This window comes from Desulfotomaculum copahuensis (genome assembly GCF_001655685.1).
GTDB classification, from domain to species: Bacteria; Bacillota; Desulfotomaculia; order Desulfotomaculales; family Desulfovirgulaceae; genus Desulfotomaculum_G; species Desulfotomaculum_G copahuensis.
In genome coordinates, this window is the sequence record NZ_LYVF01000137.1 from 173,967 (window position 1) to 200,267 (window position 26,301).

At 57.5% G+C, this 26,301-nt stretch carries 18 protein-coding genes; 2 read left to right on the forward strand and 16 right to left on the reverse strand.

The genetic code is table 11. From position 1 onward, the window contains the following. Window positions 1–11: 11 nt before the first annotated feature. On the forward strand, window positions 12–737 hold the full coding sequence (locus A6M21_RS08940) for a carbon-nitrogen hydrolase family protein (RefSeq protein WP_078060528.1): 726 nt from the start codon (window positions 12–14) through the stop codon (window positions 735–737). A 119-nt stretch (window positions 738–856) separates the two neighbouring features. Here the strand turns inward: A6M21_RS08940 and A6M21_RS08945 are convergent, their stop codons facing one another. From A6M21_RS08945 to A6M21_RS08960, 4 genes are all read right to left on the reverse strand, one after another. After that, window positions 857–1,474: a nitroreductase family protein gene (locus tag A6M21_RS08945; RefSeq protein ID WP_066668018.1), complete on the reverse strand. Its 618-nt coding sequence runs from the start codon at window positions 1,472–1,474 to the stop codon at window positions 857–859. Window positions 1,475–1,566: 92 nt separating this feature from the next. Further along, entirely contained in the window at window positions 1,567–1,980 is a 414-nt protein-coding gene (locus A6M21_RS08950; protein WP_066667925.1) for a HEPN domain-containing protein, read from the reverse strand. Continuing rightward, window positions 1,977–2,498 (reverse strand): nucleotidyltransferase family protein, encoded by a 522-nt coding sequence (locus A6M21_RS08955; RefSeq protein ID WP_066668020.1) that lies wholly within the window; start codon window positions 2,496–2,498, stop codon window positions 1,977–1,979. The genes A6M21_RS08950 and A6M21_RS08955 overlap by 4 nt, the downstream gene beginning before the upstream one ends. Window positions 2,499–2,705: 207 nt before the next feature. Beyond that, entirely contained in the window at window positions 2,706–7,379 is a 4,674-nt protein-coding gene (locus tag A6M21_RS08960) for an AAA domain-containing protein (RefSeq protein WP_078060529.1), read from the reverse strand. A gap of 476 nt (window positions 7,380–7,855) precedes the next feature. Between A6M21_RS08960 and A6M21_RS08965 the strand changes: the two genes are divergently transcribed. Beyond that, on the forward strand, window positions 7,856–9,766 hold the full coding sequence (locus tag A6M21_RS08965) for a methyl-accepting chemotaxis protein (protein ID WP_066667928.1): 1,911 nt from the start codon (window positions 7,856–7,858) through the stop codon (window positions 9,764–9,766). Between the two features lie 66 nt (window positions 9,767–9,832). Here A6M21_RS08965 and glmS read toward each other — a convergent pair whose 3' ends face one another. The 12 genes from glmS to ilvN form a co-directional block, all read right to left on the reverse strand. Continuing rightward, window positions 9,833–11,662, reverse strand: coding sequence for a glutamine--fructose-6-phosphate transaminase (isomerizing) (gene glmS, locus A6M21_RS08970; protein ID WP_066667929.1), 1,830 nt, complete (start codon window positions 11,660–11,662; stop codon window positions 9,833–9,835). Window positions 11,663–12,393: 731 nt separating this feature from the next. After that, window positions 12,394–13,728, reverse strand: a complete 1,335-nt coding sequence (glmM, locus tag A6M21_RS08975; RefSeq protein ID WP_066667930.1) for a phosphoglucosamine mutase — start codon at window positions 13,726–13,728, stop codon at window positions 12,394–12,396. Window positions 13,729–14,068: 340 nt separating this feature from the next. Next, window positions 14,069–15,055 (reverse strand): CdaR family protein, encoded by a 987-nt coding sequence (locus A6M21_RS08980; RefSeq protein WP_066667931.1) that lies wholly within the window; start codon window positions 15,053–15,055, stop codon window positions 14,069–14,071. Between the two features lie 39 nt (window positions 15,056–15,094). Next, window positions 15,095–15,916 carry a diadenylate cyclase CdaA gene (gene cdaA, locus A6M21_RS08985; protein WP_066667933.1) on the reverse strand — a complete coding sequence of 274 codons (822 nt, stop codon included), beginning with the start codon at window positions 15,914–15,916 and terminating at the stop codon, window positions 15,095–15,097. Between the two features lie 211 nt (window positions 15,917–16,127). Then, the gene (cimA, locus tag A6M21_RS08990; RefSeq protein WP_066668022.1) at window positions 16,128–17,723 is read right to left on the reverse strand and encodes a citramalate synthase; all 1,596 of its coding nucleotides are present in this window, start codon (window positions 17,721–17,723) and stop codon (window positions 16,128–16,130) included. 268 nt (window positions 17,724–17,991) lie between these two features. Continuing rightward, window positions 17,992–19,065 carry a 3-isopropylmalate dehydrogenase gene (gene leuB, locus A6M21_RS08995; protein ID WP_066667935.1) on the reverse strand — a complete coding sequence of 358 codons (1,074 nt, stop codon included), beginning with the start codon at window positions 19,063–19,065 and terminating at the stop codon, window positions 17,992–17,994. Between the two features lie 186 nt (window positions 19,066–19,251). Beyond that, window positions 19,252–19,761, reverse strand: coding sequence for a 3-isopropylmalate dehydratase small subunit (locus A6M21_RS09000; RefSeq protein WP_066667937.1), 510 nt, complete (start codon window positions 19,759–19,761; stop codon window positions 19,252–19,254). Beyond that, complete coding sequence (gene leuC, locus A6M21_RS09005; RefSeq protein WP_066667945.1) at window positions 19,762–21,024, reverse strand: 3-isopropylmalate dehydratase large subunit; 1,263 nt, start codon at window positions 21,022–21,024, stop codon at window positions 19,762–19,764. It abuts the gene before it with no gap. A 2-nt stretch (window positions 21,025–21,026) separates the two neighbouring features. Beyond that, window positions 21,027–22,559: a 2-isopropylmalate synthase gene (locus tag A6M21_RS09010; protein WP_066667947.1), complete on the reverse strand. Its 1,533-nt coding sequence runs from the start codon at window positions 22,557–22,559 to the stop codon at window positions 21,027–21,029. A gap of 315 nt (window positions 22,560–22,874) precedes the next feature. Beyond that, window positions 22,875–24,542, reverse strand: a complete 1,668-nt coding sequence (gene ilvB / locus A6M21_RS09020; protein ID WP_066667949.1) for a biosynthetic-type acetolactate synthase large subunit — start codon at window positions 24,540–24,542, stop codon at window positions 22,875–22,877. A 210-nt stretch (window positions 24,543–24,752) separates the two neighbouring features. Beyond that, window positions 24,753–25,751: a ketol-acid reductoisomerase gene (gene ilvC, locus A6M21_RS09025; protein WP_066667950.1), complete on the reverse strand. Its 999-nt coding sequence runs from the start codon at window positions 25,749–25,751 to the stop codon at window positions 24,753–24,755. Next, window positions 25,751–26,272: an acetolactate synthase small subunit gene (gene ilvN, locus A6M21_RS09030; RefSeq protein WP_066667952.1), complete on the reverse strand. Its 522-nt coding sequence runs from the start codon at window positions 26,270–26,272 to the stop codon at window positions 25,751–25,753. The genes ilvC and ilvN overlap by 1 nt, the downstream gene beginning before the upstream one ends. Window positions 26,273–26,301: the final 29 nt, after the last annotated feature.

The following is a 26,301-nucleotide window of genomic DNA, read 5'->3' on the forward strand; positions in this document are numbered from 1 at the left end:
GGGGGATTACTTTGCGCATAGGTATAGCCCAGATGTTTATTACGGACAGTCTCCAAAATAATGAGACCGCTATTTTACAACTGGCTGATGAGGCGGCACGCAAGGGGATAGAAATACTGGCCTGCCCGGAAATGTGTCTGACGGGATATAATCCAGAAACCCTCGGCCGGCCCGGTTTCAATAATGAACTGGCCGCTTCCCTGGCCCGCATTGCCCGGGCGGCCCGGGAGCTAAACCTGGGCATAATTTTCGGCCGGGCGGAATTTTGCGGCGAAAAATTGTTTAACACCGCCTCCATATTTCTTCCTGACGGCTCCAACTTTAACTACCGTAAGATGCACCTGACTGAAATTGAAACCGAATATTTTTCACCGGGCACCAGCCCGCTGGTTTTTAACTTTAAAAATCACAAATTCGGCCTGATCATCTGCCGCGACCAGAATTCCCCGGAACTGGCCCGCAGCCTAGCTGCAGCCGGGGCGGAAGCAATATTTATCCTGGCGGCCCACTATTACAATCCAGCCGAGGCCCGCTGGAAGCTGCCGAAGAACCGTGCCCTGCCCATCGCCCGGGCGGTGGAAAACCATTTTTATGTGCTGCTGGCCAACGCCGTGGGCTGCCATCTGGGCATGGTCAGTCTGGGCAACAGCCTGATTGCCGGCCCGGATGGCAGTCTGGTCGTTATGGGAGATGAAACATCAGAAACAATCCTCGCCTGTGAATTTAAACCGGATTAAGAAAGCTGGCCTTACGCCGCAAAGCGACAGCGGAAAATGCCGGAGTAATTAAGGGAATCCGGCAAAACATGCCGGACACCTTGAAAAAGCCGGAAAAAACATACTTAATTTACAGCTGATCATACTTCCTTGAGCAGTAACTCACTCAACGGCAACCGGGGCCGGAACGGCGGGTCCTGATCCGGGAACCCCACCGGCAGCAGGGCCACAACCAGGATGTTTTCGCCCAGGTGCAGCAACTCCTTCACTTCTCCCTGCCTGAACATCATGACCCAGCAACTGCCCAACCCCAGATCAGCAGCCCGCAGGGCTATATGCTCAATGGCAATGGCTACGTTCAAGGAGGCATATGCTTTTGCCGCTTCGCCATCCCGTGACCTCGCCCGCGCCCGGGCATATTTTTGAAAATGTTCATCATCCAGCCCGCTATCCAGAAAAGCCCCCGCTTCCCTTAGTTCCGCCATACGCTTTTCCCTGGCCGTCAGGGCGTTTAAATCGGCACAACAGACAATGGTTACCGGAGCCCGGGCAACGAATTTAAGTCCGTATGTACAGGCCCCAAGCTTTTCCCGCATCTCCCGGCTTTTCACGACGACAAAACGCCAGGGCTGAATGTTTGTCCCCGAAGGAGCCAGTCTCGCCGCTTCCAGCAACCCGGTGATATATTCATCCGGAACCGGGTCCGGCTTAAACTTGCGAATGCTTTTACGCTTTAGCAGCAACTCCTGAAATTCCACTTTTTTTACCTCCAATACGATTGTTGCTCCATGAGCTGCCTGTCCGGGGAGCAAGTGCATTACCGGTGCCAGCCACACAGGCCAGCACTGAATTAACGGCCCGTCAGGGCGCTTCTGACCGTACAGAGAACAAATTCCGCATCTTTAATAGCCATATCCGCATCCGTCGAATCATACTCTTCCGTGGGGATAAAATCTTCAGCGCCATAAAAGCTGAGTTCCCTTTCTTTACGCAGCCGTTTGGAAATCCGCTTTATTTCATCCAATGAATTATTCAGTGCAGGAGGCAAAAGCCGGCGGTGTTTTTCCAGCACCCGGCCCACATCATGGATTTTGGGCACTTCCACCCCGATGGTCCTTAATACTGCTTTTAACAAAAGCTCAACCAGCTCTTGAGCTTCCCGGACGACATCGGAATAGGCACCGTTTTCCTTGTAGAAGCCAAGCGCTTTAAAGCGGACTTCCGCTTTTGTCAGGTAGGCGGCGGTCAGCTCATCTTTTTTCAAAGATTCATCCCTCCCGGAAAGCCTATTTTGGCCGTTTGCCACTCCCAGGTGTTGGCACGACGTACTTTACCCGCTTCGGCCTGTTGCAGGATATGTTGCGTGGAATTAATTATATACCTGATCAAGCTGTCCGGATCGTAAATTATTAAATGATCTTGAACCAAATCGTAATATACAGGCTGAATTTTTAAGGCCTCTTCCCTGGTCAGGATGTATGGCGAAAGATCACAAAGAATTTCATCCTGTTCATAGATCTCCTGAGCCAGAGGTTCATGTTTCATTTCCACGTTCTCCACAAAATCTTTGATCCGGCAGCTAAAGCCGGGAGCCTTTTTCAAAATAATCAACAGATCCAGGTCTGAATTTTTACGGTTTTCATAACGGGCATAGGAGCCGAAAATGGCGCATCCAAGAAGACTATCTCCATAATAATCGGCAATTTCATTCAGGATGGCGATAATATACTGCCGGTGACGCATGGAAAATGTCTTTAATTTTATAGATAAATTTTCATTCATCACCATCACCCCAAAATGATCATTAAGACGAACACCGGATGCCGCTTCGCACCTGACAGCAACCTGACAGCATTCTTTTTTCCTTAGATGCCTTGTTCTTTATTTTTCCCCTGAAAACCAGAAAAAGCAATAATTAATACATAGTATCTGAACGCCGGCAAGCCAACGTCAGACCCAATCAAAATTCAGGTAAAACCGGGCGCCTTTTTACCGGCATCGATCATACGAGTTAACCGGTTCGTTAACCGAAACAAGCCCTCTCCTGCTCCTGACTCGCTCTGTGCCCGTAAATGGAAGCAAAGTACCTCTTTCACCCGTTTTTTCTTTTAATAGGGAAGATACAACCCTGTGCTCGGTATGCATGCTCTCCGGCGCTCCTTCGGCCCCGATTGGTTCTATACCGAGCCCGGCCAATGTATTCAATAGATCGTCCAGTATCTCCTGCCGCCGACGGATGAAGGCGGAGGCGAAACAGCGCCAGAACACCCAACCGGCGCGTTCAAGGATTCGCTGACGATTCATATCCTCCACCCATTTGTCCGCGCCGTGATACTTGTCGCCGTCGCATTCCACCGCCAGCCGGGCGTCGTTATGCCCCTCCACCACCATGTCGATGCGGTAATGGCCCACCTTTACTTGCGGTATCACCCGGTAGCCGCGCTGCGTGAGTTCGTCATACAACTCGCGTTCGAATGGCGACTCGCAAAGCTTGCGCAGGTCCGCCAGGCGAACCTCGTCCTGCGCGAAAGGTGCAGTGAAATGGGCAATCAGACTGCGGCGCAACCGGTCGGCATTGCTCAAGTCCTCCAGGCTCACTGAACGCACCAGGTACATGCGGTCCCTTGCCCGTGAAGCGGCCACATTGAAACGCTGAGCGAATGTATCGCGGGATAACGCTATCCCAATGTTGTTGGGCGCTGATACCATGGAGAGAAACATGATGTCGCGTTCTTTGCCTTGAAACGTGCGTGCATCGCCACAAGTGATACGGTGACGTTCAATAACTCCCGGCTCAAGTTCGCCGGTCAGCCATTCCCAGATCAGCCGGGCCTGCTTGTCGGCAAGCAGTGAGACGACGCCGATCGACCGCCCTTCCATGTCCGGATCGGCAACAATCGCCTTAACTTCTTCGATGATGAAGCGCGCCTCAGGCTTGTTGACGTCGCCTTCGCGGTACCCGTCTTCAACCAGCACGTCGACAAGGGGCGGATCGAGACGTTCGGAGGCTTTTGGAAGGCGTAGCGGCCGCAGTTCGTGATTGTAAAATTCACGCTTGGAATACTCAATAATCGGTCCGACGCTCCGGAAATGCTCTTTCAGCATCACCGCGCTCCCGGCAAACACCACTTTGAACAGGTCGTAAATGGAACGCTCGGGAGACATCTGCGCCCGGTAAGTTTCCACCTGATTGCCGAGGAAACGGGTCATGAGCCTGCGCACTTTCTCCTCCTCCAGACCTATTCCATCAGGCGATACCTGCTTGTCATCACCGACTATCAGCACTTTCTTTGCCCGTAAGAGAGCGGGCAAAGCAGTAAGATCAGACTGCGATGCTTCGTCGATAATGACAAGGTCAAAGCAACCGAGTTCCGCAGGCAGTGATTCCGACACCCGGTAGTGGGGCATGATCCAGCATGGCACTGCGGGATTAGCTTGAGCAGCTGCCATGCGGGCATCTTGCCGGTAGCGCACCGCGCGCTTGCCCGTGCCTTTAGCGGCTTTAATGGCGACGAGATAGGCCTGCAAGGCTGACCGGATGCTGGGGGTGGCATTCTCAGCCAGTTTAAGCCACGTACGCTTCACCACCAAGTCACGGTAGGTCCGGGACAAGTCACTTTCGACGTTACGGCGTTCTTTAGCGAGATTTTTTAAATTTTCCTGAACATCAACCGACTCAAGATAAGTCGCCAGACGCCTCAACCGCCAGGATGCACGCCAGTTATCCGGAAGCAGGCGATCCACTGTACCCGTGAACGGCTGTTTCAGTATTGCGGCATATTTTGGCGCTCCCGAAGCTTCCACCTTGCCGCAGACCTCGCGCACAACGGCAAGATGTACGCTCAAACCGAGCACGCGTGAGAGTTCCGCCATTAACGCCGTCCAGCCGGCCTGCATCTGTGCGTCCGTAACCGCCGGATTGCCCAGCCTCCCGGCGAGGAAACCGCGTATATCATCGACTACCCGCCCGGTCCGGCCCTCCAGGATCTTCTGGATGCGCTCCTTGTTGACCCATACGTTGGCCAAACGGTTTTTCGTAAGATGATGCTGAAGCGCCATCTCCAGTTCAGACAACCGTTCTTCATCATCCGCCACTTCACGGACATGCGGCCAGTTGGGAAAAACAAGGAAAGCCTTACTGCGGAGGGCGCCCTCCGCAGCGACAATGTCTTTAACCTTACAATAATGGGCAAAACCCTGAACAGCGGCCAGACCGTCTTCCGGTTTATCGTCCGGCAAAGCTTCAAGAGGAAGTTCCCGGGCAAGCGCATTCCAGCGTATGGCCAGTTCACGCAGGGATTTCAACCAGTTGAGGTAGGCGGCGACATGTCTCCAGTCTTCAGCACCAACAGGTGGATTACTGAGGATGCGGATGCTATCCAGCAATTTTTTCTGTCCATTTTTCCCGAACAGCCCTTTCAAACCAAAAGGCCTTTTGCCCCCGGCGAGATTGCCCACTGCTTCAACCAATTCGGGATCAAGTTCCATGCCGGCCGGTGTGTCAACCGGCCGCTCCAGAAACACCTTGCGCTGCTCAATTACCTGATCATACCCGGTGCGGAGATTTTCCATCAATTGCAGCAGATCTTCATTGCCTGTACTGAGCAGCCATTGGCGCATGGCGTCTGTCCAAGAGCAGCCTGCCTGCTTGATCTCATTGCGCTGGTTCCGCAAATTTTCAATTTCCAGGAGCAGTTGCCGGGCGCAGGCCAGCGTTTCCTGGCTTGAATCGGCCAGCGCCGGGACATCGCCATTATCAATACGCTTTTTGAACTCTTCGAACCGGGAAAGGTCGCGGTGGACTACAAGCAATGTACTGGCATCAGGAAATTCAACCAACTGCGGAAGGGAGGTGTCAAGATAATCAATGTCGGGCCCCAAGATGCGCCGTGCTTCGCGCAACCGGACAATGTCCGCACCAGAAAATTGCGGTGCAAACTCCGGCTCCACACCAAGCGCGTCGGGTATGTAATCAAATTGTCCCTCGTTTTCAACCACTTCGCGGGCCGCATCCTGGGGATCGATTTCCTCCGTTTCCAATGTAATCTTTGCCAGGTTACGTTTTGCCCACTCCCCGATCTTGCGGTCGATGCCGGCCAGCTTACTATGCAGGATATCAAGCGTTTCTTCCATATGCTTGATTTCTTGAGCTGTACCCTTGCGGTCGAGACTTTGTACCTCAGTGGCGATTTTTTGAATGGCATGTTCGAACTGTTTCATACCTTGCTGTTCGCTGGTCAGCAAGGAAATGGCGAGAGGGCGGATCTCATCCGGCAACTGTTCCCGCAGCACGGCCAGAGCCGGATCTTTCATCGAGGTCACCAGCACCCTTTTGCCCCCGGCCAGGTAATGACAGATGATGTTGGCAATGGTGTGCGTCTTGCCGGTACCGGGCGGTCCCTGGACAACGACGCCGTTGTAAACATCCAGCAACTGGATAATGCGCACCTGCTCGTCGTTGAACGGCTTCGGAAAATAAATGTCCCGCGCCGTCTTGCCGCCCGCGCTGCGCCCGTCATGATAAGACATGGACATACCACGGAAGGACGGCAATTCCACGTCAGGATTTGTGGTTTCCGGTGCGGTTACGATGGCTGCCACCGCAGGTGGAAAAGCGTTGGTTTTTTCAACCCCCTTTCTAATCTTTTCCAGGTCTTGTAGAAACAGGTTGCTGGTGCGTGGACGCGCAAAGAGCACCCAGGTGTCGGTTATCTTAAGTTTGTCACCGGCCTTGGGCAAAGTACGGTCCCCTGCCGTTACCACGTTCGGCCAGTATATGCTATTTTCACCAAGATTGGTTACAGCCACGTGCAGTAAATGCTCGAACGTAGAGCTGTCAAATGGTGAAAAAGTTGTCGTGGCCTTGCCGAAGAATTCTCTCGCTTCTTTCTCAAGGGCGATAACGCCCGGATTGCCGGCAGACGCGTACCATTCGATCTCCAACCGGGCATCAATATCGCGCGGCTGGATTACTATTTCGGACGTTGTGGGGTTGAGTGAAATCTCAACCGGGCGCACAACCAGCGGGTAAGTAACAGTAGTGCTACCGGTTTTCCAGACACCGATACCGACACCCCAGACCAGTTCGATTTGTGCTTCGACAATACCGCCCTCAAGCTGCTGTTTCAGCGTAAAAAGACGGGAATAAAGCCGGATGGTATTGCGGCGGAGGTTCTCTTCCCCGGCCCAGGGGCGCCACCTGGAATCAAGATAGATGTCGAACTGAGCCTTTACCTGCGCCGCCCGGTCATAATCGGAAAGATTGACGGTGGTCTCACCGCCAAGTGTTCGCTTGTCTTTCCCGGGTGGACTGGCGTAAGAAGAATGATGGTCCGCTGTTAGCAGGGCCGACCCGTCGATGGACTTGAGCAGGCTGGGCTCTTCGTCCGGTTTTTGAGACATGCTCACCCACGGACGGAGCAACGCGCTGGTGATTTCCGGCGGCTTCGTTTCGTACAACCGCTCAACGGAAAGCCAGATTTCTTCCTCACTTTCCGGTCCGTTGACATTCAACCGTATACCGGGCAGCCCCTGCATCTGATGCTCATAAAAAGCAAACATCCTATGTTGGGCAATGTTAGCCGCCGGCTTGCTCCTTAACCGCGCGGATTGCTGCGCGAATTCGATAAGGGAAAGGAGTCGCTCCCTTTCGATAGTCATCATTCTTTGCCTCCCGACAGTAACGAAGAATCGCACACTCCCAATATTACATTTTTATTCCATCGATTATTACTTTTTTATTCCATCGATGACACTATCTTCTCACTGGAAAGCCACAGAGTTTTCACCCCGCAACTTTACAATATCAAGTCCCTGCGACAGGTCGTTGTCAGATAAAATCAATATTTATTTCCCTGCAATAATGCCGTCTCCTGCCGCTTTCCAACAAATTATTTTGCAACCAGGAAATTGTTTATTCTTCTAACAACAGTTAAAATATTCAATTTACGCTGATCGCCGGACACCATCCGGGAACTTCGCCATTCTACCCGGAAGGGCTGCCCTGTTCCCCAATATAAAAATCAGATTTTTTAACCATAAAAAGGTAAAAGTTATTTTTTGGTTAAAGTTTTAACTTTACTTAACGATTTTTATTATGAAATCCAATCGGTCTCACTTATGGAGTGGAGGAAACGCTGATGAAAAAATCGTTGCAATTTAAAATTTTAGCGGCAGCAATAGTTGTTACTTTTTTGGGGATTGGCGTGCTGACTTTTTACTTTGCCACCAATTTAAGTCATGTTTATTTACAAACAATGAAAGAACAGCAACTGGACAGCAGCCGCGACTCGGCTTATTTGATCAGCCAAAACCTGCTTCCTTTAAAAGAGTTGGTTACCGGTACGGCAGAAGATTTCAAGCACTTCGATTTGGAAAACCTCACTGAGGCGCAACAGTACATTATTCATGAGGCAAAAAACAGGCAAATAATCGGCGACTTGTATTTCGGACGGCAAGGCGATGGTAAATTTATACAAAGCAACAGCAGCTTAAAATTACCTCCCGGCTACGACCCGAGAACAAGAGACTGGTATAAGGAGGCCAGTACGGCAGGTAATTTTATTACCACCGCCCCTTATGTTGACGCTTTCACCGGTAAAATTTGCGTTACCATGGCCTCGCCCGTGATTAAAAATGATCAACTGCAGGGTGTAATAGGCATTGATGTTTATCTTGATTCCCTGCAACAATTTATCAGCCGGGTAAAAGTGGGCCAAAAAGGATACGCCTATATTTTTGACAACGGGGGAACTATTATTGCACATCCCAAATCCGGCTATCAGGGGTTAAGCATGGCCAACCCAACGGATGAACAATTAAAAAAAGCCGGCTTGAGCAAAAATGAATTTTCCCGGGCATTTGGAACGCTCCGGCCGCAATTTCAAAACAGGGAGAATGGTGAGGTGAACTATTTTAGCCCGACGCAGAATGTTTCTGTTTTTGGCTATTTTGCTTCCATCCCCGGCTTCCCCTGGAAAATAATGTACGTAGACGACAGCCGGGAGGTGGCCGCTGCTGTCAATGCCACCCTGACTAAATCAGTGTTCATTGGTATATTCATCCTTGTTGTGATTTGTTCCCTATTATGGTTTATCACCAACAAAAGTCTGGCGCCGGTCAAAAATATTATTGGGTCTTTAAAATCGGTTGCTGAAGGTGATTTTACCTCAGAGATAAAAATTACTTCTCATGACGAAATAGGCGAAATCGGTATGTCTTTAAATATTATGCTGGAAAAATTACGCGCTTCGCTGTCCCAAATACGTGAAGCGACAAGTACTGTAGCCGCATCAGCGGAAGAGATCTCATCCGCCACCCAACAGATCGCTTCCGGCAGCCAGAACCAGGCTTCTGAAATTCAACAGATCGCAGACACAACGGAGGAAATCAGCAACACGGCGCAAAAGCTTTTTGAGCACGTTAAAGACATGGCTTTAATGGCCGGGGACACGGCGGAAAGCGCCAATTCAGGTCAACAGGCGCTGGAGGCCAACTTCAGCAGTATAGAAGAAGCCGGCGGTAAATTAAAGGATTTGGAGAAAAGCGCCGGCAGAGTCAATGACATATTAAATATTATTAATGAAATAGCGGGGCAAACTAATCTTCTGGCCTTGAATGCCGCCATTGAAGCGGCCAGGGCCAGGGAACACGGCCGCGGTTTTTCCGTCGTGGCGGAAGAAGTAAGGAAGTTGGCTGTACGTTCCGTGGAAGCGACAGCCGAAATTGCCGGCGTTATCAATGAAATCCGGCAAAATATGCAGGAGGCGTTGAAAGTGGTAGAAAACAGCGATCTCCTGGGTAGGCAGGCTGTTGAAAATTTCAAGGTGATCAAACGAAATATTGACGAACTTGGCGAGCGGGTGAAGCAGATAGATCAGGTGGCCAGAACACAAGTTGAGCTTACAGCCAATGCATCCCGGGCAAGCCAGAACATCTCCGCGGCAACCGAACAAATATCAGCCACCATAGAAGAGAACAGCGCATCTTCGCAAGAGCTGGCCGCAACTGCGGATCAAATGGCCCATTCAGTAGAACGGTACAAAATATAACGGCGGGCGTGGCGGAACTGCCACGCCCGCTCCATGCCGTTCATACCGTTTTCCCATTCCGGCCCCCTACTCCACCGTCACGCTTTTGGCCAGGTTGCGCGGGCGATCGACGTCGCACCCGCGGGCCACCGCCGTGTGGTAGGCCAGCAGTTGCAGCGGAATCACCGTCAGCACGGGGGCCAGGATGGGATGGGTGTTCGGGATGAAGATCACGTGATCGGCCACTTTCGATACTTCTTTCAGGCCATCCATGGCCACGGCCACCACTTTGGCCTCCCGGGCCTTCACTTCCTTGATGTTGCTCACCGTTTTTTCAAACAGGGACTGCTGGGTGGTCAGGGCCACCACCGGCACCCCCTCCTCGATCAAGGCCAGCGTGCCGTGTTTCAGTTCGCCGGCGGCATAGGCCTCGGCATGCACGTAGGAGATTTCTTTGAGCTTCAGGGAACCCTCCAGCGCCACGGCGTGGTCCAGTCCCCGGCCGATGAAGAAGACGTCTTCGCACCGGCTGCAGTCGGCGGCAAAGTCTTTGATTGCCTTGCAGTTGTTCAGGATGACATGTGCCTTGTCACCCAGCTTTTTCAGTTCGGTCACGATCTGCCGCGTTTCCGCCGGACTGACCGTACCCCGGAGGGCACCCAGGTGCAGGGCAATCAAGTACATGGCCACCAACTGGGTGGTGTAGGCCTTGGTGGAAGCCACGGCGATCTCCGGGCCGGCCCAGGTGTACAGGACATGATCGGCTTCCCGGGCGATCGAGCTGTCCACCACGTTGGTCACGGCCACCACTTCCGCGCCCAGTCGTTTGGCCTCCCGCAGCGCGGCCAGGGTGTCCGCGGTTTCCCCGGACTGGCTGATCACCAGCACCAGCGTGTCCTGGTCGATCAGCGGCTGCCGGTAACGGAATTCCGAGGCGATATCCACTTCCACCGGAATGCGGGCCAGTTTTTCAATCACCTGTTTGCCCACCAGCCCGGCGTGGTAGGCGGTGCCGCAGGCGGTGATGAATATTTTGCGAATGCTCTTGATCTTTTCCGGCGCCAGGGTGATTTCCGGCAGCTGCACGCCGCTTCCGTCGGCGGCCAGGCGGCCGCTCAAGGTGTCTTTCAACGCCCGGGGCTGTTCATGGATTTCTTTGAGCATGAAGTGATCGAAGCCGTTTTTTTCGGCCTGGGCGGCCGCCCATTTGACCTGGAAAACCGGCTTTTCTACCGGTTCCCCCCGGCTGTCCCATACCTGTACGCCGCCGGCGGTGACCACGGCCATCTCGCCGTCGGCCAGGATGTGCGTACGCCGGGTGTAATTTAAGAGCGCCGGGATGTCCGAGGCCAGGAAGTTTTCCCCCTCGCCCAGGCCGACCACCAGCGGGCTGTCCTGACGCACGGCCACCAACCGGTCCGGTTCGGCCGCCGCCAGCACCACCATGGCGTAGGAGCCGTTGATGCGCTCCACGGCCCGGCGCACCGCCTGCACCAGGTCGCCCCGGTAAAAGTGCTCGATCAGGTGGGGCAGCACTTCCGTGTCCGTTTCCGAGCGGAAGGTATGCCCCTGTTCGATCAACCATTCCCGCAGGCCGAGGTAGTTTTCAATGATCCCGTTGTGCACCACCGCAAAACGGCCCGTGCAATCGGTATGCGGATGGGCGTTACCGTCCGAGGGGCGGCCGTGGGTGGCCCAGCGGGTGTGGCCGATGCCGGTGCAGGCGCCAAAGCTCCTCCCCTGCAGGTTTTCTTCCAGGGCGGCCAGCCGGCCGGCCCGTTTGTGCACCTGCAGAACACCGTCTTCCACCACGGCGATGCCGGCGGAATCATAGCCCCGGTATTCCAGTTTGGCCAGGCCGTCCAGCAGTACGGGCACGGCCCGCCGCGGGCCTAAATAACCGACGATACCACACATATATTAAAACCTCCGTTTGTTTCTAAAAACTAGCAAAGCCGGGGCATAACAAAACCCCGGCTATCTGAACATTTTCTTAAAGCGCTCTTTAAGCATGCGCTTGCGCAATGTTCCGGAAACCTCAGTTCACCCGTCGCCACCAGGCACCTTTGTCCCGGCGGTTACCCGCCGGTTTTGTCATGCCGTTGACGGTCGTGGCCGACCGGGGAGCATCCGCCGAAAATTTCGATGCACTCCCTCCTCGTCAACCCGGAAAACAGAAATCAGCCTCCCGTCTGGAAAGCACAGGACGGGATTTTCAATAAGTATACGGACCGGGACTCCGTCCGGTTCAAAAATACCGGCTGAATTGCCCCCTCCGGGTTCTGGCGCTATGTATTCAGTTGTCCAACCGTTCAGCCGGCGGCATTCCCCCTTTCCACATCATATGCGCCGCAGCCGGCAAGCGGTGCGCACCGGCGGCAAACTTTCCGCCGTGCCGCCACGCCGGCTGAACCAATTATATAACTTCATCCGGCCGGAGTAAAGAACATTTCCCTCCCAGGCATAACAACCCTGTAAACCGCAGCCGCAGGCGAACCACCATATTGCACTCCTGTCATCCATGCAACCCGGCAATATACGCCGCCATAAGCCTGGAAACAAGGCACAGACTGGAAAATAGCAGGTTCACCGGCTGTTCTTGCAAGCGTTCCAGACGACATACAACCTCTTCATCCAACCGGCCGCCGCTATGTCAGCTTTCCGATCAGGTCAACCAGTTCACCCACGATGGTACGCAATTGATCCATGTCGCGCCCTTCGGCCATCACCCGCACCAGCGGTTCGGTGCCCGACGGGCGCACCAGGATGCGTCCGTAGCCATCCAGGCACTCCTCCCGTTCCCGGACGGCCGCGGACAGTTCCGGGTGGTGGATCACCTTTTCTTTATCCGCCACCGGCACATTCTCCAGCAACTGGGGTAGCCGCTCCATGCCGGCGGCAAGTTCCCCCAGGGAGACGCCGCTTTCCCGGACCACGGACAGCAGTTTCAGGCCGGTCAGCAGGCCGTCACCGGTGGTATTATAATCCAGGAAGAGAATATGTCCGCTCTGTTCCCCGCCGAAGGTGGCTCCGGTGCGCAGCAATTCCTCCAGCACATAGCGGTCCCCCACTTTGGTCTGGACCACATTGATTCCGTTTTCCTGCAACGCCAGATGCAGGCCCAGGTTGCTCATCACCGTCACCACCACGGTGTTTTTGGCCAACCGTCCCTTGCTTTTCAAGTCCCGGGCACAGATCATCATAATCTGGTCGCCGTCCACCAGGTTGCCCGCCTCATCAACAGCCAGCACCCGGTCGGCGTCACCGTCGTGGGCCAGGCCCAGGTGGGCGCCGTGCTCCACCACCGCGGCCTGCAGCGCCGCCGGTTTGGTGGAGCCGCAGCTCGCGTTGATGTTTACGCCGTCGGGAAGGCTGAAAATGGGCACCACTTCCGCCCCCAGTTCGGCCAGCAGGCGCGGGGCGATGCGGCTGGCCGCCCCGTTGGCGCAGTCCACCACTATTTTCAGTCCGTCCAGTCCGCCCGGCGCCGCTTCTTTTAAAAAGCCGGTGTAACGGCCGGCCGCATCACTGATTTCATAACAGCGGCCCACCCCTCCCCCCACCGGCGCCGGGATGCCGCCGGGGCAGGTAACCAGTTGCTCGATTTCTTCTTCCACCTCGTCTGAAAGTTTGTAGCCGCTGGGGCCGAAAAATTTAATGCCGTTGTCGGCCACCGGATTGTGGGAAGCGGAAATAACCACCCCGCCGCTCGCTCCCAGGGCACGGGTGAGATAGGCGATGGCCGGTGTGGGCATCACACCGACTTTCAATACATCCACTCCGGCCGAGCAGATGCCGGCCACCAGCGCCGCCTCCAGCATATCACCGGAAATGCGCGTATCCCGCCCAATGACCAAACGCGACCCGGAAAGTCCGCGGGAAAGCACACAGGCGCCGGCGCGGCCCAGTTTTAAAGCCAGGTCCGGGGTCAATTCCCGGTTGGCCACACCACGCACGCCGTCCGTGCCGAACATTACTCCCATAATCAGTCTCCTTTCACGGCAAACAAGCAATATTATATCCTTCGTCTCCGGTTGATGTCAATTTGCTACATAGTATGACAGAGCCACTTTTCCCGTACCAGGTCCCCTTCCGGCCAAACTCTACGTTACCCGGCAAACACCTGACCGAAGCATTTAATCAGCTCATTAATAGCCGGCTTCAAATTAGCCACCGCTTATTCCCCGGTATTTCCGCCTGCCGGAGCCGGCAACCCGTTCCAAAAAGCTAAATATGCGCCGTCAACTTTTGCCGTCACAAAAAAAACTTCCTTACTTCTGCACCATGATCGCGGCAAGAGTTTACTTGCCCATACCCCCGCCGCTACTGCCCGGATGGCGATGGAGACAGTGGAGGTGACGGTGTCTGTCCCCCGGACGACGGTTGTTTCCCGCCGGTTTGGCCCGGTTCCTGATTCACCGCCTGCAGGTGTACCGTCACCTCCACCCGGTCCGGCCGCAGTCCGGCCGCCCCCGCAGGCGCCTGCAGGTTCACCGTTTGCGTTACATCCTGCTGCGCCCCGCTGATGTCCAGCGCCCCGGTTTTAACGCTTTGAATGCCGTCCAGCACATTGCCTGGCGCCGAAACCTGCACATTGTCCGGCTGCACGGTCACGTCCCGCACCTGGTAACCCGGCGCTGGATCACCGGTAATCTGTGGTTTTACGGCCACGGTTTTGGTAGGCAGGGGGGTAACCGGCACCTCCACTTTGGCCACCCGGGAGGAAATATTCACCCCGGCCGGAATGCCGGAAAGGGTCACCACCCGCGTCACCGGTCCGCTGGCCGCCTGAATGTTTACTTCCGCCACGGCCCGGGCCAGCGGCTGCACCAGCCGTGCCGGACCGCCGGCCAGCACCGTGCCGGGATCAACTTTGGGCTCCAGTGCATTGTAACCGGGTGCCGGTGTGCCGTCCAGGGAAACCACCACTGGAATGCGTTTTTCAATAATCCGGTCCACCAGTACGCGCACCCGGTCCGGGGAAACCCGCAACAGGCGCAGGCCGGGAGGAATATTGACCGCCACATCGACAGTGTCGTCCCCGGCGGTCACCCCGGAAAGATCCACTGAAGCCTGAAAATCCCCGGCGTCGATACCAACCAACTGCCCGCGGGTACCCTGCACCTGCACCGATACAGCGGCAGGTAAACCGTCCACCGATATTTGTGCCGGCAGTCCGCGGGCGGACAGACTGACGTTAAATGTACGGGTATCCAGCGGGTTTTGTTCGTTGGTCACATATACCCAGAGCAAAAGAGCCATGAATAATGAAAGTATTTTGATCGAAAAGTCCCGCCATTCAAACCGCAACCGGTTACACCTCCCGGAGGCGAAGCTTGCCCCGTCCAGCTATTTGCGCAACCAAAAAAACGCCAGCGAGCGCCCCTGCTTCAGCTGCAGCGCCCCGTTCAACCGGTCGGCCAGGGTGGACTCGTCCAGGTTCCGGGCCAGCACGCCTTCCACCGCCAGGGAAATGGTCCCCGTTTCCTCGGAGACAATCACCGCCAGGGCGTCTGAAACCTCGGTAATGCCTATCCCGGCCCGGTGGCGGGTGCCCAGTTCCTTGCCGATGTCGGCGTTCATGGTCAGCGGCAGAACACAGGCCGCAGCAATCACCCGATCGCCCCTGATGATCACCGCCCCGTCGTGCAGAGGGGTTTTGGGCACAAAAATATTAACCAGGAACTCCGCCGATACCAGCCCTTCGATCCTGGTCCCCGTATCCATATATTCTTCCAGACCGGTGGTCCGTTCCAGCACCATCAGCGCGCCGGTGCGGGTGCGGGAAAGTACGCAGGCCGCCCGCACCACTTCCTGCACGGTGCGCGAGCGGTCGTCCTCGGCCATGTAAACCGCCGGGGTGGCAAAAAAACGGCCCCCGCCCAGCTTTTCCAGCGCCCGGCGTAGTTCGGGCTGGAATACAATCGGCAGCGCCACCACCAGAGCGGTCATCGTCTGACGCAAAAGCCAGTGAAAGGTATACAGGTGCAGCCAGCTGCTCAGCGCGGTGGCCACCAGCAGCACGGCCAGGCCCTTGATCAGCTGCACGGCCCGGGTACCTTTGATCAGCAGAGCCAGCCGGTATAGAACAAAGGCAACCAGCAAAATGTCGATTATGCTGGTAATGTTAAACAGATCCAGGTTCAGGGCTTTTAATTGCTCCCAGAACAAACCGCGGATCCTCCTTTGCGGTGTGCACGGATAGTATTATGTATTGCTCAACTTATCATTATGAAGCACCAACCCTGGGCCGTCAAGCATTTTAAGCCATTTTTAATAAATGAAAAAACCCCCTGTACAGGAAGGGGGCTTATTGCCAGATTTTTATGGCTACACTCACACTAACGGCCAAAGCGGCCAGTGCAAAGCCGCCGGCGACGGTTCATGCCGTTCCGCTTTGACAGGGCTTTGTTTCCTTCCCGCTTTTGAGCAGGCCGTAGGCGATGCTATCCACCAGCGCCTGCCAGCTGGCTTCGATGATGTTGGGGGACACCCCCACCGTGCCCCAGGAACGCTCCCCGTCCCCGGATTCAATGAGCACACGCACCACCGCGCCGGTGCCGTCTTTTTCATCCAGCACACGCACCTTGTAGTCGTTGAGCTGCATGCGCGCGATGGCCGGGTAGAATTCCTCCAGCGCCTTGCGCAGGGCGTTGTCCAGCGCGTTCACCGGCCCGTTGCCCTCGGCCGCGGTGTGCACCACCCGGTCGCCCACAGTCAGTTTGATAATCGCCTCGGAATATACCGGACTGTTTTCCCGCATTTCGATGATGATGCGCAGGTTTTCCAGTTTGAACGGCTCCCGGTAATGGTTGTAGGCGCGGTGCAGAAGCAGTTCAAAGGAGCCCTCCGCCCCCTCGAACTGAAACCCCTGATGTTCCAGTTCCTTGATCTCCTCCAGCAGGCGGCGGTTTTCCTCGCTGCTGGTGCCCAGGTTCAGGTTCAATTCCTGGTATTTGTACATCAAGTTGGAGAGCCCGCTCAGTTCCGACACCAGCACCCGCCGGCGGTTGCCCACCAGCGCCGGGTCGATGTGTTCATAAGTGCGGGTATCCTTTAAAATGGCGCTTACATGCACGCCACCCTTGTGGGCAAAAGCGCTCGTCCCGACAAAGGGCTGATGGGAAGACGGATGCATGTTGGCCAGTTCGCTGACGTAACGGGACAGTTCGGTCAGCCCGGCCAGACTCTGCCGGGGAATGGTTTCATGCCCGCATTTCAAGGTCAGATTGGGAATAATCGAGCACAGGTTGGCATTGCCGCAACGTTCCCCGTAGCCGTTGACGGTGCCCTGGACATGGGTGGCGCCGGCCTCCACGGCGGCCAGGGTGTTGGCCACCGCCAGTTCGCCGTCATTATGGCAGTGGATGCCCAGCGGCAGGGGGATTTCATCCCGCACCCGCCGGATCACGGCGGCGATGTCCGCGGGCAGGTTGCCGCCATTGGTGTCGCACAGCACCAGGGTGGCGGCCCCGCCCGCCGCGGCGGCCTTTAAAGTGGCCAGAGCGTAAGCCGGGTTGGCCTTGAAGCCGTCGAAAAAGTGCTCGGCGTCGTAAATCACCGTCAGGCCCCGGCTTTTTAAAAAAGCCAGGGATTCTTTGATCATGGCCAGATTCTCATCCAGCGTGGTGCCCAGGGCGTGCAGGACATGAAAATCCCAGGTTTTGCCGAAAATGGTGGCCACGGGGGCGCCAGCGGCCAGGACGCTTTGGATGTTGGCGTCTTCCACCGCCGTCACGCCCGGCCGGCGGGTGCAGCCGAAGGCGGCCACCCGGGCATGACCCAGCCGGCAGCTTTTAATGCGCCGGAAAAAGGCCATGTCCTTTGGATTGGAGCCGGGCCAGCCGCCCTCCACAAAATGAAAGCCCATCTTATCCAGTTTGAGGGCGATTTTTACCTTATCCTCAGCGGAAAAAGAAATGCCTTCCCCTTGTGTGCCGTCCCGCAGGGTGGTGTCGTAGATTTCCACTGCCGCCATGATTTCTCCCCCCGTAACATACGTGGTATCCGTACTGCCGGGTATACCCCCGGCCGGAGCTTTCACCCGTCCACCGGTATAAGAACACACTTTGTTTTAAGACGCCCCGGCGCCGGCCGGCTTCCTGTTCCGTCCCGACCACCGTCGGTGTGCTGATGGCCCTTCCTGGAAGCGCGCCCGGCCGGCAAACCCGCACTGAAACGCCCCATTTCCGGCGGATGCGGGCAACCGGTTGAAAAATTTGACCGGGCCACCCGGTGCAGAACACTTATTTCTCCCCCACCAGTTCCGCAATCAGGCGACCCATTTCGGCCGTGCCCACCTGCCGTTTGCCCGGTTCCATGATGTCGGCGGTACGGTAGCCCTGCTCCAGTACGGCCGTAACGGCGTTTTCAATTGCCGCCGCTCCCTCCTCCAGGCCGCAGGAATAGCGTAGCAGCATCGCCCCGGACAGGATGGCCGCAACCGGGTTGGCCAGTTGCCGGCCGGCAATGTCCGGCGCCGAACCGTGGATCGGTTCATACAGCGCCGTGCCGTCGCCCAGGCTGGCCGAGGGCAGCATGCCCAGGGAGCCGGTGAGCTGGGCGGCCTGGTCGCTCAAAATGTCCCCGAACAGGTTTTCTGTAAGTAAAACATCGAACTGGCGCGGGTTGCGCACCAGCTGCATGGCGCAGTTGTCCACCAGCATGTGGTTCACTGCCACATCCGGATAGTCCACGGCCATGGCCGTGACCACCTCCCGCCATAAACGGGAACTCTCCAGTACATTGGCCTTATCCACCGAGGTCAGCTTTTTGCGCCGCTTCCCGGCCAGTTCGAAGGCCCGCCGGGCCACACGCCGGATTTCCTCCGTGGTGTAAACCAGTGTCTCGGTCACCCGCTGGCCGCCGGGGATGTCCTCCCGCTTCTTCTCGCCGAAATACAGCCCGCCGGTCAGTTCCCGCACCACCAGAATGTCCAGGCCGGACACCACCTCTGGCTTCAGGGTGGAGGCGCCGGCCAGCGCGGGAAAAACACGCGCCGGCCGCAGGTTGGCGTAGACGCCCAGTTTTTTGCGCAGCGGCAACAGGGCGCCCACCTCGGGGCGCAGGTGCACGGGCAGTTGATCCCATTTGGGGCCGCCCACCGCACCCAGCAGCACGGCGTCACCTTCCCGGCAGAGGGCCAGGGTTTCCTCCGGCAGCGGATGGCCGGCGGCGTCATAGGCGGCGCCGCCAATCAAAGCTTCCCGGAAGCAAAATTCGACTCCCATACGCCGGCCGGAGGCCGCCAGCACCCGGGTGGCCTGGGCGGTCACCTCCGGGCCGATGCCGTCACCGGGTAAAACAGTGATCTTGTACATGGATGTTCAGTCCTCTTCATTAATGTTCAAAAAAACTTCAAGTAACCCGGCCGTACCGGATAGTTGCCCTCGAATCATACGCAATATGCAGCACTGCCGGGTTCACCCGGAAGCGGGCGGATGTTCCGTCTGGAGCGGGACACCGGATGGCGGGGTACAGCCGCCATCCTTTCATGCCTGCTGCCCTTACATCCCGTTCTTTTCCCGGGTCAGCCGCCGGGCCACGTAGTCGATCAGGCCGCCGGCGGCGATGATCTCCTGCATGAAGGGCGGCACGGGCGTGGCCCGGTATTCTTCGCCGCGGGTGAGATTGTAAATGGTACCGGCCGCCGCATCCACCGCCACTTCGTCCCCGGCCTGAATTTTTTCCGCCGCTGCCGGCGATTCAAAAATGGGCAGGCCGATGTTGAAGGCGTTGCGGTAGAAAATACGGGCAAAAGTAGCGGCGATCACACACGAAACGCCGGCCGCCTTGATCGCAATCGGCGCATGTTCCCGGGAACTGCCGCAGCCGAAGTTCCTGCCGGCCACGATCATTTCCCCCGGCCGCACCCGGCCGGCAAAGGCGGGATCGGCGTCTTCCATGCAGTGGGCGGCCAGTTCCGCCGGTTCGGAGGTGTTCAGGTAGCGGGCCGGGATGATCGCGTCGGTATCCACGTCATCCCCAAACTTCCATGTTTTCCCTTGCAGTTTCATTCAACACACCTCCTGCGGGCCGGCAATGCGCCCCAGTATGGCGGAAGCCGCGGCCACCGCCGGATTGCTCAGATAAACCTCGCTCTGCGGGTGCCCCATGCGCCCTACGAAATTGCGGTTGGTGGTGGCGATGCAGCGCTCGCCGGCGGCCAGGATACCCATATAGCCGCCCAGGCAGGGGCCGCAGGTGGGCGTGCTCACGGCCGCGCCGGCGTCCAGGAAGATTTCCACCAGTCCTTCCTTCAGCGCCGTCCGGTAGATTTCCTGGGTACCGGGAATGACGATCAGGCGCACATCCGGATGCACCTTTTTGCCCTGCAGCACTTTGGCCGCCAGACGCAGGTCCTCCATGCGGCCGTTGGTGCAGGAGCCGATTACCGCCTGCTGGATCTCCACCCGCCCGGCCTCACTGACCGGACGTACATTTGAGGGCAGGTGGGGAAAGGCCACCTGGGGCTCCAGTTTGCTCACGTCAAATTCGTACACCCGGGCATAACGGGCACCGGGATCGCTGGCGTAGAACTGGTACGGCCGCTTGGCCCGTCCTTCCACGTACCGCCGGGTGATTTCGTCCGGCGGCACGATGCCGTTCTTCGCGCCGGCTTCCACGGCCATATTGGCCATGGTCAGCCGGCCGTCCATGGACAGGCTTGCGACGGCCGGACCGGTAAATTCCATGGCCATATACAAAGCACCGTCCACGCCGGTTTGACCGATGGTATATAGAATCAGGTCCTTGCCCCCCACCCAGGCCGGCAGTGCCCCGTGATAGACGAATTTCAGCGTTTCCGGCACTTTCAGCCAGGTTTCCCCCAGGGCCATGGCCGCAGCCAGATCGGTGCTGCCCACCCCGGTGGAAAAGGCGCCCAGTGCACCGTAGGTGCAGGTGTGTGAATCGGCGCCGATGACCAGATCCCCCGGCCCGACCAGGCCCTGTTCGGGCAGCAGGCAATGTTCGATGCCCATGCGCCCCACTTCGAAGTAGTTGGTCAGCCCCTGCCGGCGGGCGAAATCCCGTAATAGTTTGGCCTGCTCCGCCGACTTGATGTCCTTGTTGGGCACAAAGTGATCGGGCACCAGGGCCACCCGCTCCCGGTCGAACACTTCCGCCACGCCGGTACGCCCGAATTCCTTGATTGCCACCGGAGCGGTGATGTCGTTGCCCAGAGCCAGATCCACCTTCACGTTGATCAGTTCGCCGGGGGACACTTCGTCCCGGCCGGCGTGCGCGGCCAGGATCTTTTCCGTAATCGTCATGGGCATGCTCAATTCTCACCTTTCACTCTGCCGGTTTCCCAGAGCAGTTTGTTTACCGCGTTTACATAGGCCTTGGCGCTGGCCTCCAGGATGTCGGTGCTGATGCCGCGGCCGATATACGGCTTGCCGCCGTTTTCAGTGATTTTCAAAGTTACCTCGCCGATGGCGTCCTTGCCGGCCGTTACCGCGTTGATGCCCCAACTGACCAGCGTGCAGGGCACACCGGTGACTTTGTCCACCGCCCGGCAGATGGCGTCCACCGGTCCGTTGCCGCAGGCGGCTTCCTCCAACAGTTCGTCTCCTTTTTTCAACCCCACGGTGGCCGTGGGCACCACCGTGGTGCCGCTGGAAATGTGCAGGTAATCCAGCCCGTAGGTCACCGGCACCGGCCGCAGTTCGTCCTCGACGATTGCCTCCAGGTCGGCGTCGGTGATGTCCTTCTTCTTGTCGGCCAGGTTTTTAAAGCGCCCAAAGGCCTTGTTCAGTTCGTCGCCGGAGAGATCGTAACCCAGTTCGGCCAACCGGTCCCGGAAGGCATGGCGGCCGGAGTGTTTGCCCAGCACCAGGCTGCTTTGACTGATCCCCACCATTTTCGGGTTCATAATCTCGTAGGTGGTCCGCTCCTTGAGCACGCCGTCCTGGTGGATGCCGGCCTCATGGGCGAAGGCGTTCTTGCCCACCACGGCCTTGTTCGGCTGGACGGGCATGCCGGTCAGATTGGACACCAGGCGGCTGGTGCGGTAAATTTCCTCGGTATGCACGCCGGTGGTGCAGTCGAACTGGTCCCGGCGGGTGTACAGGGCCATGACCACCTCTTCCAGGGACACGTTGCCGGCGCGCTCGCCGATGCCGTTGATCGCCCCTTCCACCTGGCCGGCGCCGGCCGCCACCGCGGCCAGGGAATTGGCCACCGCCAGGCCCAGATCATCGTGGCAGTGCACGCTTAAGACCACCTTTTCCATCCCGGCCACCCGCTGCCGGATTTCCCCGATGAAGCGGGCGAACTCACCGGGCACGGCATAGCCCACCGTATCCGGGATGTTGATCACCGTGGCCCCGGCGGCAATGGCCGTTTCCAGCACCCGGCAAAGAAAGTCCGGTTCGGAGCGCGAGGCGTCTTCGGCCGAAAATTCCACGTCGGACACATAGCCTTTTGCCCGCCTCACCGCCGCCGCCGCCGCTTCAATCACCTGTTCCCGGCTCATGCGTAATTTATGCTGCAGATGGATATCCGAAGTGGCGATAAAAGTGTGGATGCGCGGCTGTTCGGCTTCCCGCAAAGCTTCCCAGGCCCGGTCGATATCATGGAAACTGGTACGCGCCAAACCGGCCACGGTTACGCCCCGCACTTCCCGGGCGATCGCCCGGACGGCTTCGAAATCACCCGGGGAGGCGACGGGAAAGCCCGCTTCAATGACATCCACGCCTAACCGGGCCAACTGGCGGGCGATTTGCAATTTCTCGCCCGTATTCAGGCTGACCCCGGGGGATTGCTCGCCATCGCGCAGGGTGGTGTCAAAAATATAAATCCGGCGGGTCATTTTACTTCCTCCTTTTGCGAATCAAATCCGGCGGCCGGTCCCCCGTCGCCCCCATATTTCGGACCAAGCCGCCCTGCTTGTCAATGTGTGTAAATCCCGGCCGTTTTTTTCTGCCGGCAAAGGTGTTCCGGGGCTGTAAATTCCCCGGTTTCTGTCTAATAGCCATGATTTTTTGAACACAACTCATGAATGAAAAGGCTGGTGGCCGAAGTTTGGCGGCCGTGCCTCGTCGCTCCAAAGCTCCGGCACGGCCACCACCTTCAAGAGTGGCCATTTTCACATAATAATGTTGCATGGCGCTGTGATGCGGACTTGCTACCTGCTTACGGCCTGATCGATGCCCTGTCCCTGCAGCACCATGGGCAGTACGTTCTCCTCCGTACTGATCAAACAGTTGACCAGCACCGGACCGGGTTCGGCCAGCGCCCGGGTGAGCACTTCCGCCACCTCTGCACTGTCGCTGATCGTATACCCCGCTATGCCATAGGCGCGGGCCAAAGCAATGAAGTCGGGGTGGAATTTGAAGTCCACCGCCATGTAGCGCCCCTCGCAGTAATATTCCTGCAACTGCCGTACCATGCCCAGGGCATGGTTGTTCAACAAAATGATCTTCAAGGGCAATTCCTGTTCCCGCACGGTGGCCAGTTCCTGCATGTTCATCTGGATGCTGCCGTCGCCGGTGACCAAAACCACCTGCCGGTCCGGCAGCGCCAGTTGGGCGCCCACCGCCGCCGGCAGGCCGAAGCCCATGGTGCCCAGGCCGCCGGAGGAAATCAACGTCCCCGGCCGCTTGAAGGGGTAGTACTGGGCCACCCACATCTGGTGCTGGCCCACGTCGGTGGCCACCACCGCATCGCCGCCGGTGCAGCGGTAAAGCTCCTCAATGATATACTGCGGTTTGAGGCCGTTCTCCCGCCCGTAGCTCAACGGATAGGCGCTTTTTAATTCCGCCACCCGCGCCAGCCAGGCTGCCCGGTCCGTTTTTTCCACCAGCGGCAGCAGCGCCTGCAGCACCTGTTTGACATCGCCCACAATCGGTACGTTGATGCGCACATTTTTGCCGATTTCCGCCGGGTCGATATCCACGTGGATCAAGGCGGCATTGGGCGCGAAGGCGTCCAGCCGGCCGGTCACCCGGTCGTCGAAGCGCGCGCCCAGAGCTATCAGCAAATCGCATTCGGTTACGGCCAGATTGGCGTAGCGGGTGCCGTGCAGGCCGAGCATGCCCAGGAACAACGGGTGATCCCCGGGAAAACCGGACAGTCCCATGAATGTATTGGTCACCGGAGCAGCAATCTTTTCGGCCAGTTCCAACAGTTCCCCGCCCGCCCGGGCGTTGATGATGCCGCCGCCGGCATAAATAACCGGGCGCCGGGCGGCGGCAATCAAACGCGCCGCCTCGTTGATCTGGTTGGGATGCCCGCGGAAAGTCGGTTTATAACCCCGCAGGTTGACCGTTTCCGGATAGTCGAAATCAATTTCCGTCTGGGCCACATCCTTGGGCAGATCGATCAACACCGGTCCCGGCCGGCCCGTGGAGGCGATGTGAAAGGCGTTCTTGACCACCCGGGGCAAATCAGACGGGTTTTTAACCAGATAATTATGTTTGGTGATCGGCAGGGTAATGCCCGTAATATCCACTTCCTGGAAAGCATCGGTACCCACCTGACTGGTGGGTACCTGGCCGGTAAATACCACCAGGGGCACGGAATCCATATAGGCGTTGGCCAGGCCGGTGACCAGGTTGGTCGCGCCGGGACCGGAGGTGGCCATGGCCACCCCCACCTCGCCGGAGGCTCGCGCGTAGCCGTCGGCCGCGTGCACGGCCCCCTGCTCGTGGCGCACCAGCACGTGTTTGATGCCGGAGGAATGGTAAAGGGCATCGTAAACGGGGAGCATCGCCCCGCCCGGATAACCGAAGACGATGCGCACGTTTTCCAGTTCCAGGCAGCGGATTAAAGCATCCGCCACTTTCATTTTCATACCGTTTCCCCCCTTTCAACCGGGTACGGTCCGTCAAAAAACATCATCCTTTGACCAGCGTAACCTTATGTCGGTCAATTGCGGTCAGAACCGGGGCACGGTTGCCTCCCGCCCCGGACCGTCCCGCAGTCAACCGGTGTTGGAAATTTGTATGCCGCTTTAGCCATGCGAGCCACGCCATCCAATCGTCGCAAAACAGGTGTTATGACACTATTTGTCCTTCTTCAACCAGGGCATCATTTTGCGCAGTTCGGCACCCACTTTTTCCACCGGGTGCTCCGCCTCCTGACGGCGCATGGCGTTGAACATGGGCCGGTTGACCTGGTTCTCCAGCATCCATTCCCGGGCGAATTTTCCGTTCTGGATTTCCTTTAAAACCTGTTTCATCTCCCGGCGCGTGTCTTCATTAACAATGCGTTTGCCCACCATGTAATCGCCGTATTCGGCGGTATTGCTGATCGAATAGCGCATCAGGCCCAGCCCGCCCTCGTTGATCAAATCCACGATTAGCTTCATTTCATGCAGGCATTCGAAATAAGCCATTTCCGGCGCGTAGCCGGCCTCCACCAGGGTGTCGAAACCGGCCTTGATCAGCTCGGTGACGCCGCCGCAGAGCACCGCCTGCTCGCCAAACAGGTCGGTTTCCGTTTCTTCCTTGAATGTGGTTTCAAACACGCCCGCCCGGGTGCTGCCGATGCCTTTGGCATAGGCCAGGGCCATTTCCCGGGCGCGTCCGCCGGCATCCTGATACACGGCGATCAACGAAGGCACGCCCTGCCCTTCCACATACATGCGCCGCACCATATGGCCGGGGCTCTTCGGGGCGACCATGAACACATCCACATCCGCCGGCGGCACGATCTGGTTGAAATGAATATTGAAACCGTGTGAGAACATCAGCGCCTTACCGGCGGCCAGATGCGGGGCGATCGCTTCCCGGTACAGCCGGCCCTGGATCTCGTCGGGTACCAGCACCTGGATGATGTCCGCCCTGGACGCCGCTTCATCCGCCGTGAACACCGCAAACCCGTCGGCTTTGGCGCGCTCGCGGGTGCGGCTGGTTTCCGGCAGGCCGATGATTACATTCATGCCGCTGTCCCGCAGGTTCTGCGCCTGGGCGTGGCCCTGGCTGCCGTAACCAAGGATGGCGATGGTTTTGCCCCCGAGTACGTTCAAATCCGCGTCTTGATCGTAATACACTTTGACCATTACTGTTCATCCTCCCGGTTTCCATTGGTATTTAAATTGGTGAACCTGTTGCCCCGCAGCATGGCGATTTTGCCGGTACGCACCAGCTCCTTGATGCCATAGGGGCGCAGGGACTCCTCAAAAGCATTGATCTTGCCGTCGTTGCCGGTGCATTCCAGGGTGATCGTGCGCCGTCCCAGATCGACAATGCGCGCCCGGAAGATATCGGCAATCTGCATGATTTCACCGCGCTGGCCGGAATCGGCGCTCACCTTTATTAACACCAGTTCCCGGTCCACATATTCATCCACGGTGACATCATTTATTTTAATCACATCGATCAGCTTGTGCAGTTGCTTGGTCACCTGTTCCAGCACCCGGTCGTCCCCTTCCACCACGATGGTCATGCGGGAAACAGCAGGGTTTTCGGTGCGGCCCACCGCCAGGCTGTCGATATTGTACCCGCGCCGGCTGAACAGCCCGGCCACCCGGGCCAGCACGCCGGGGTTGTTTTCCACCAACACGGCCAGTGTATGACGCATAATCCACACCTTCCTTGCCGGCCGGGATT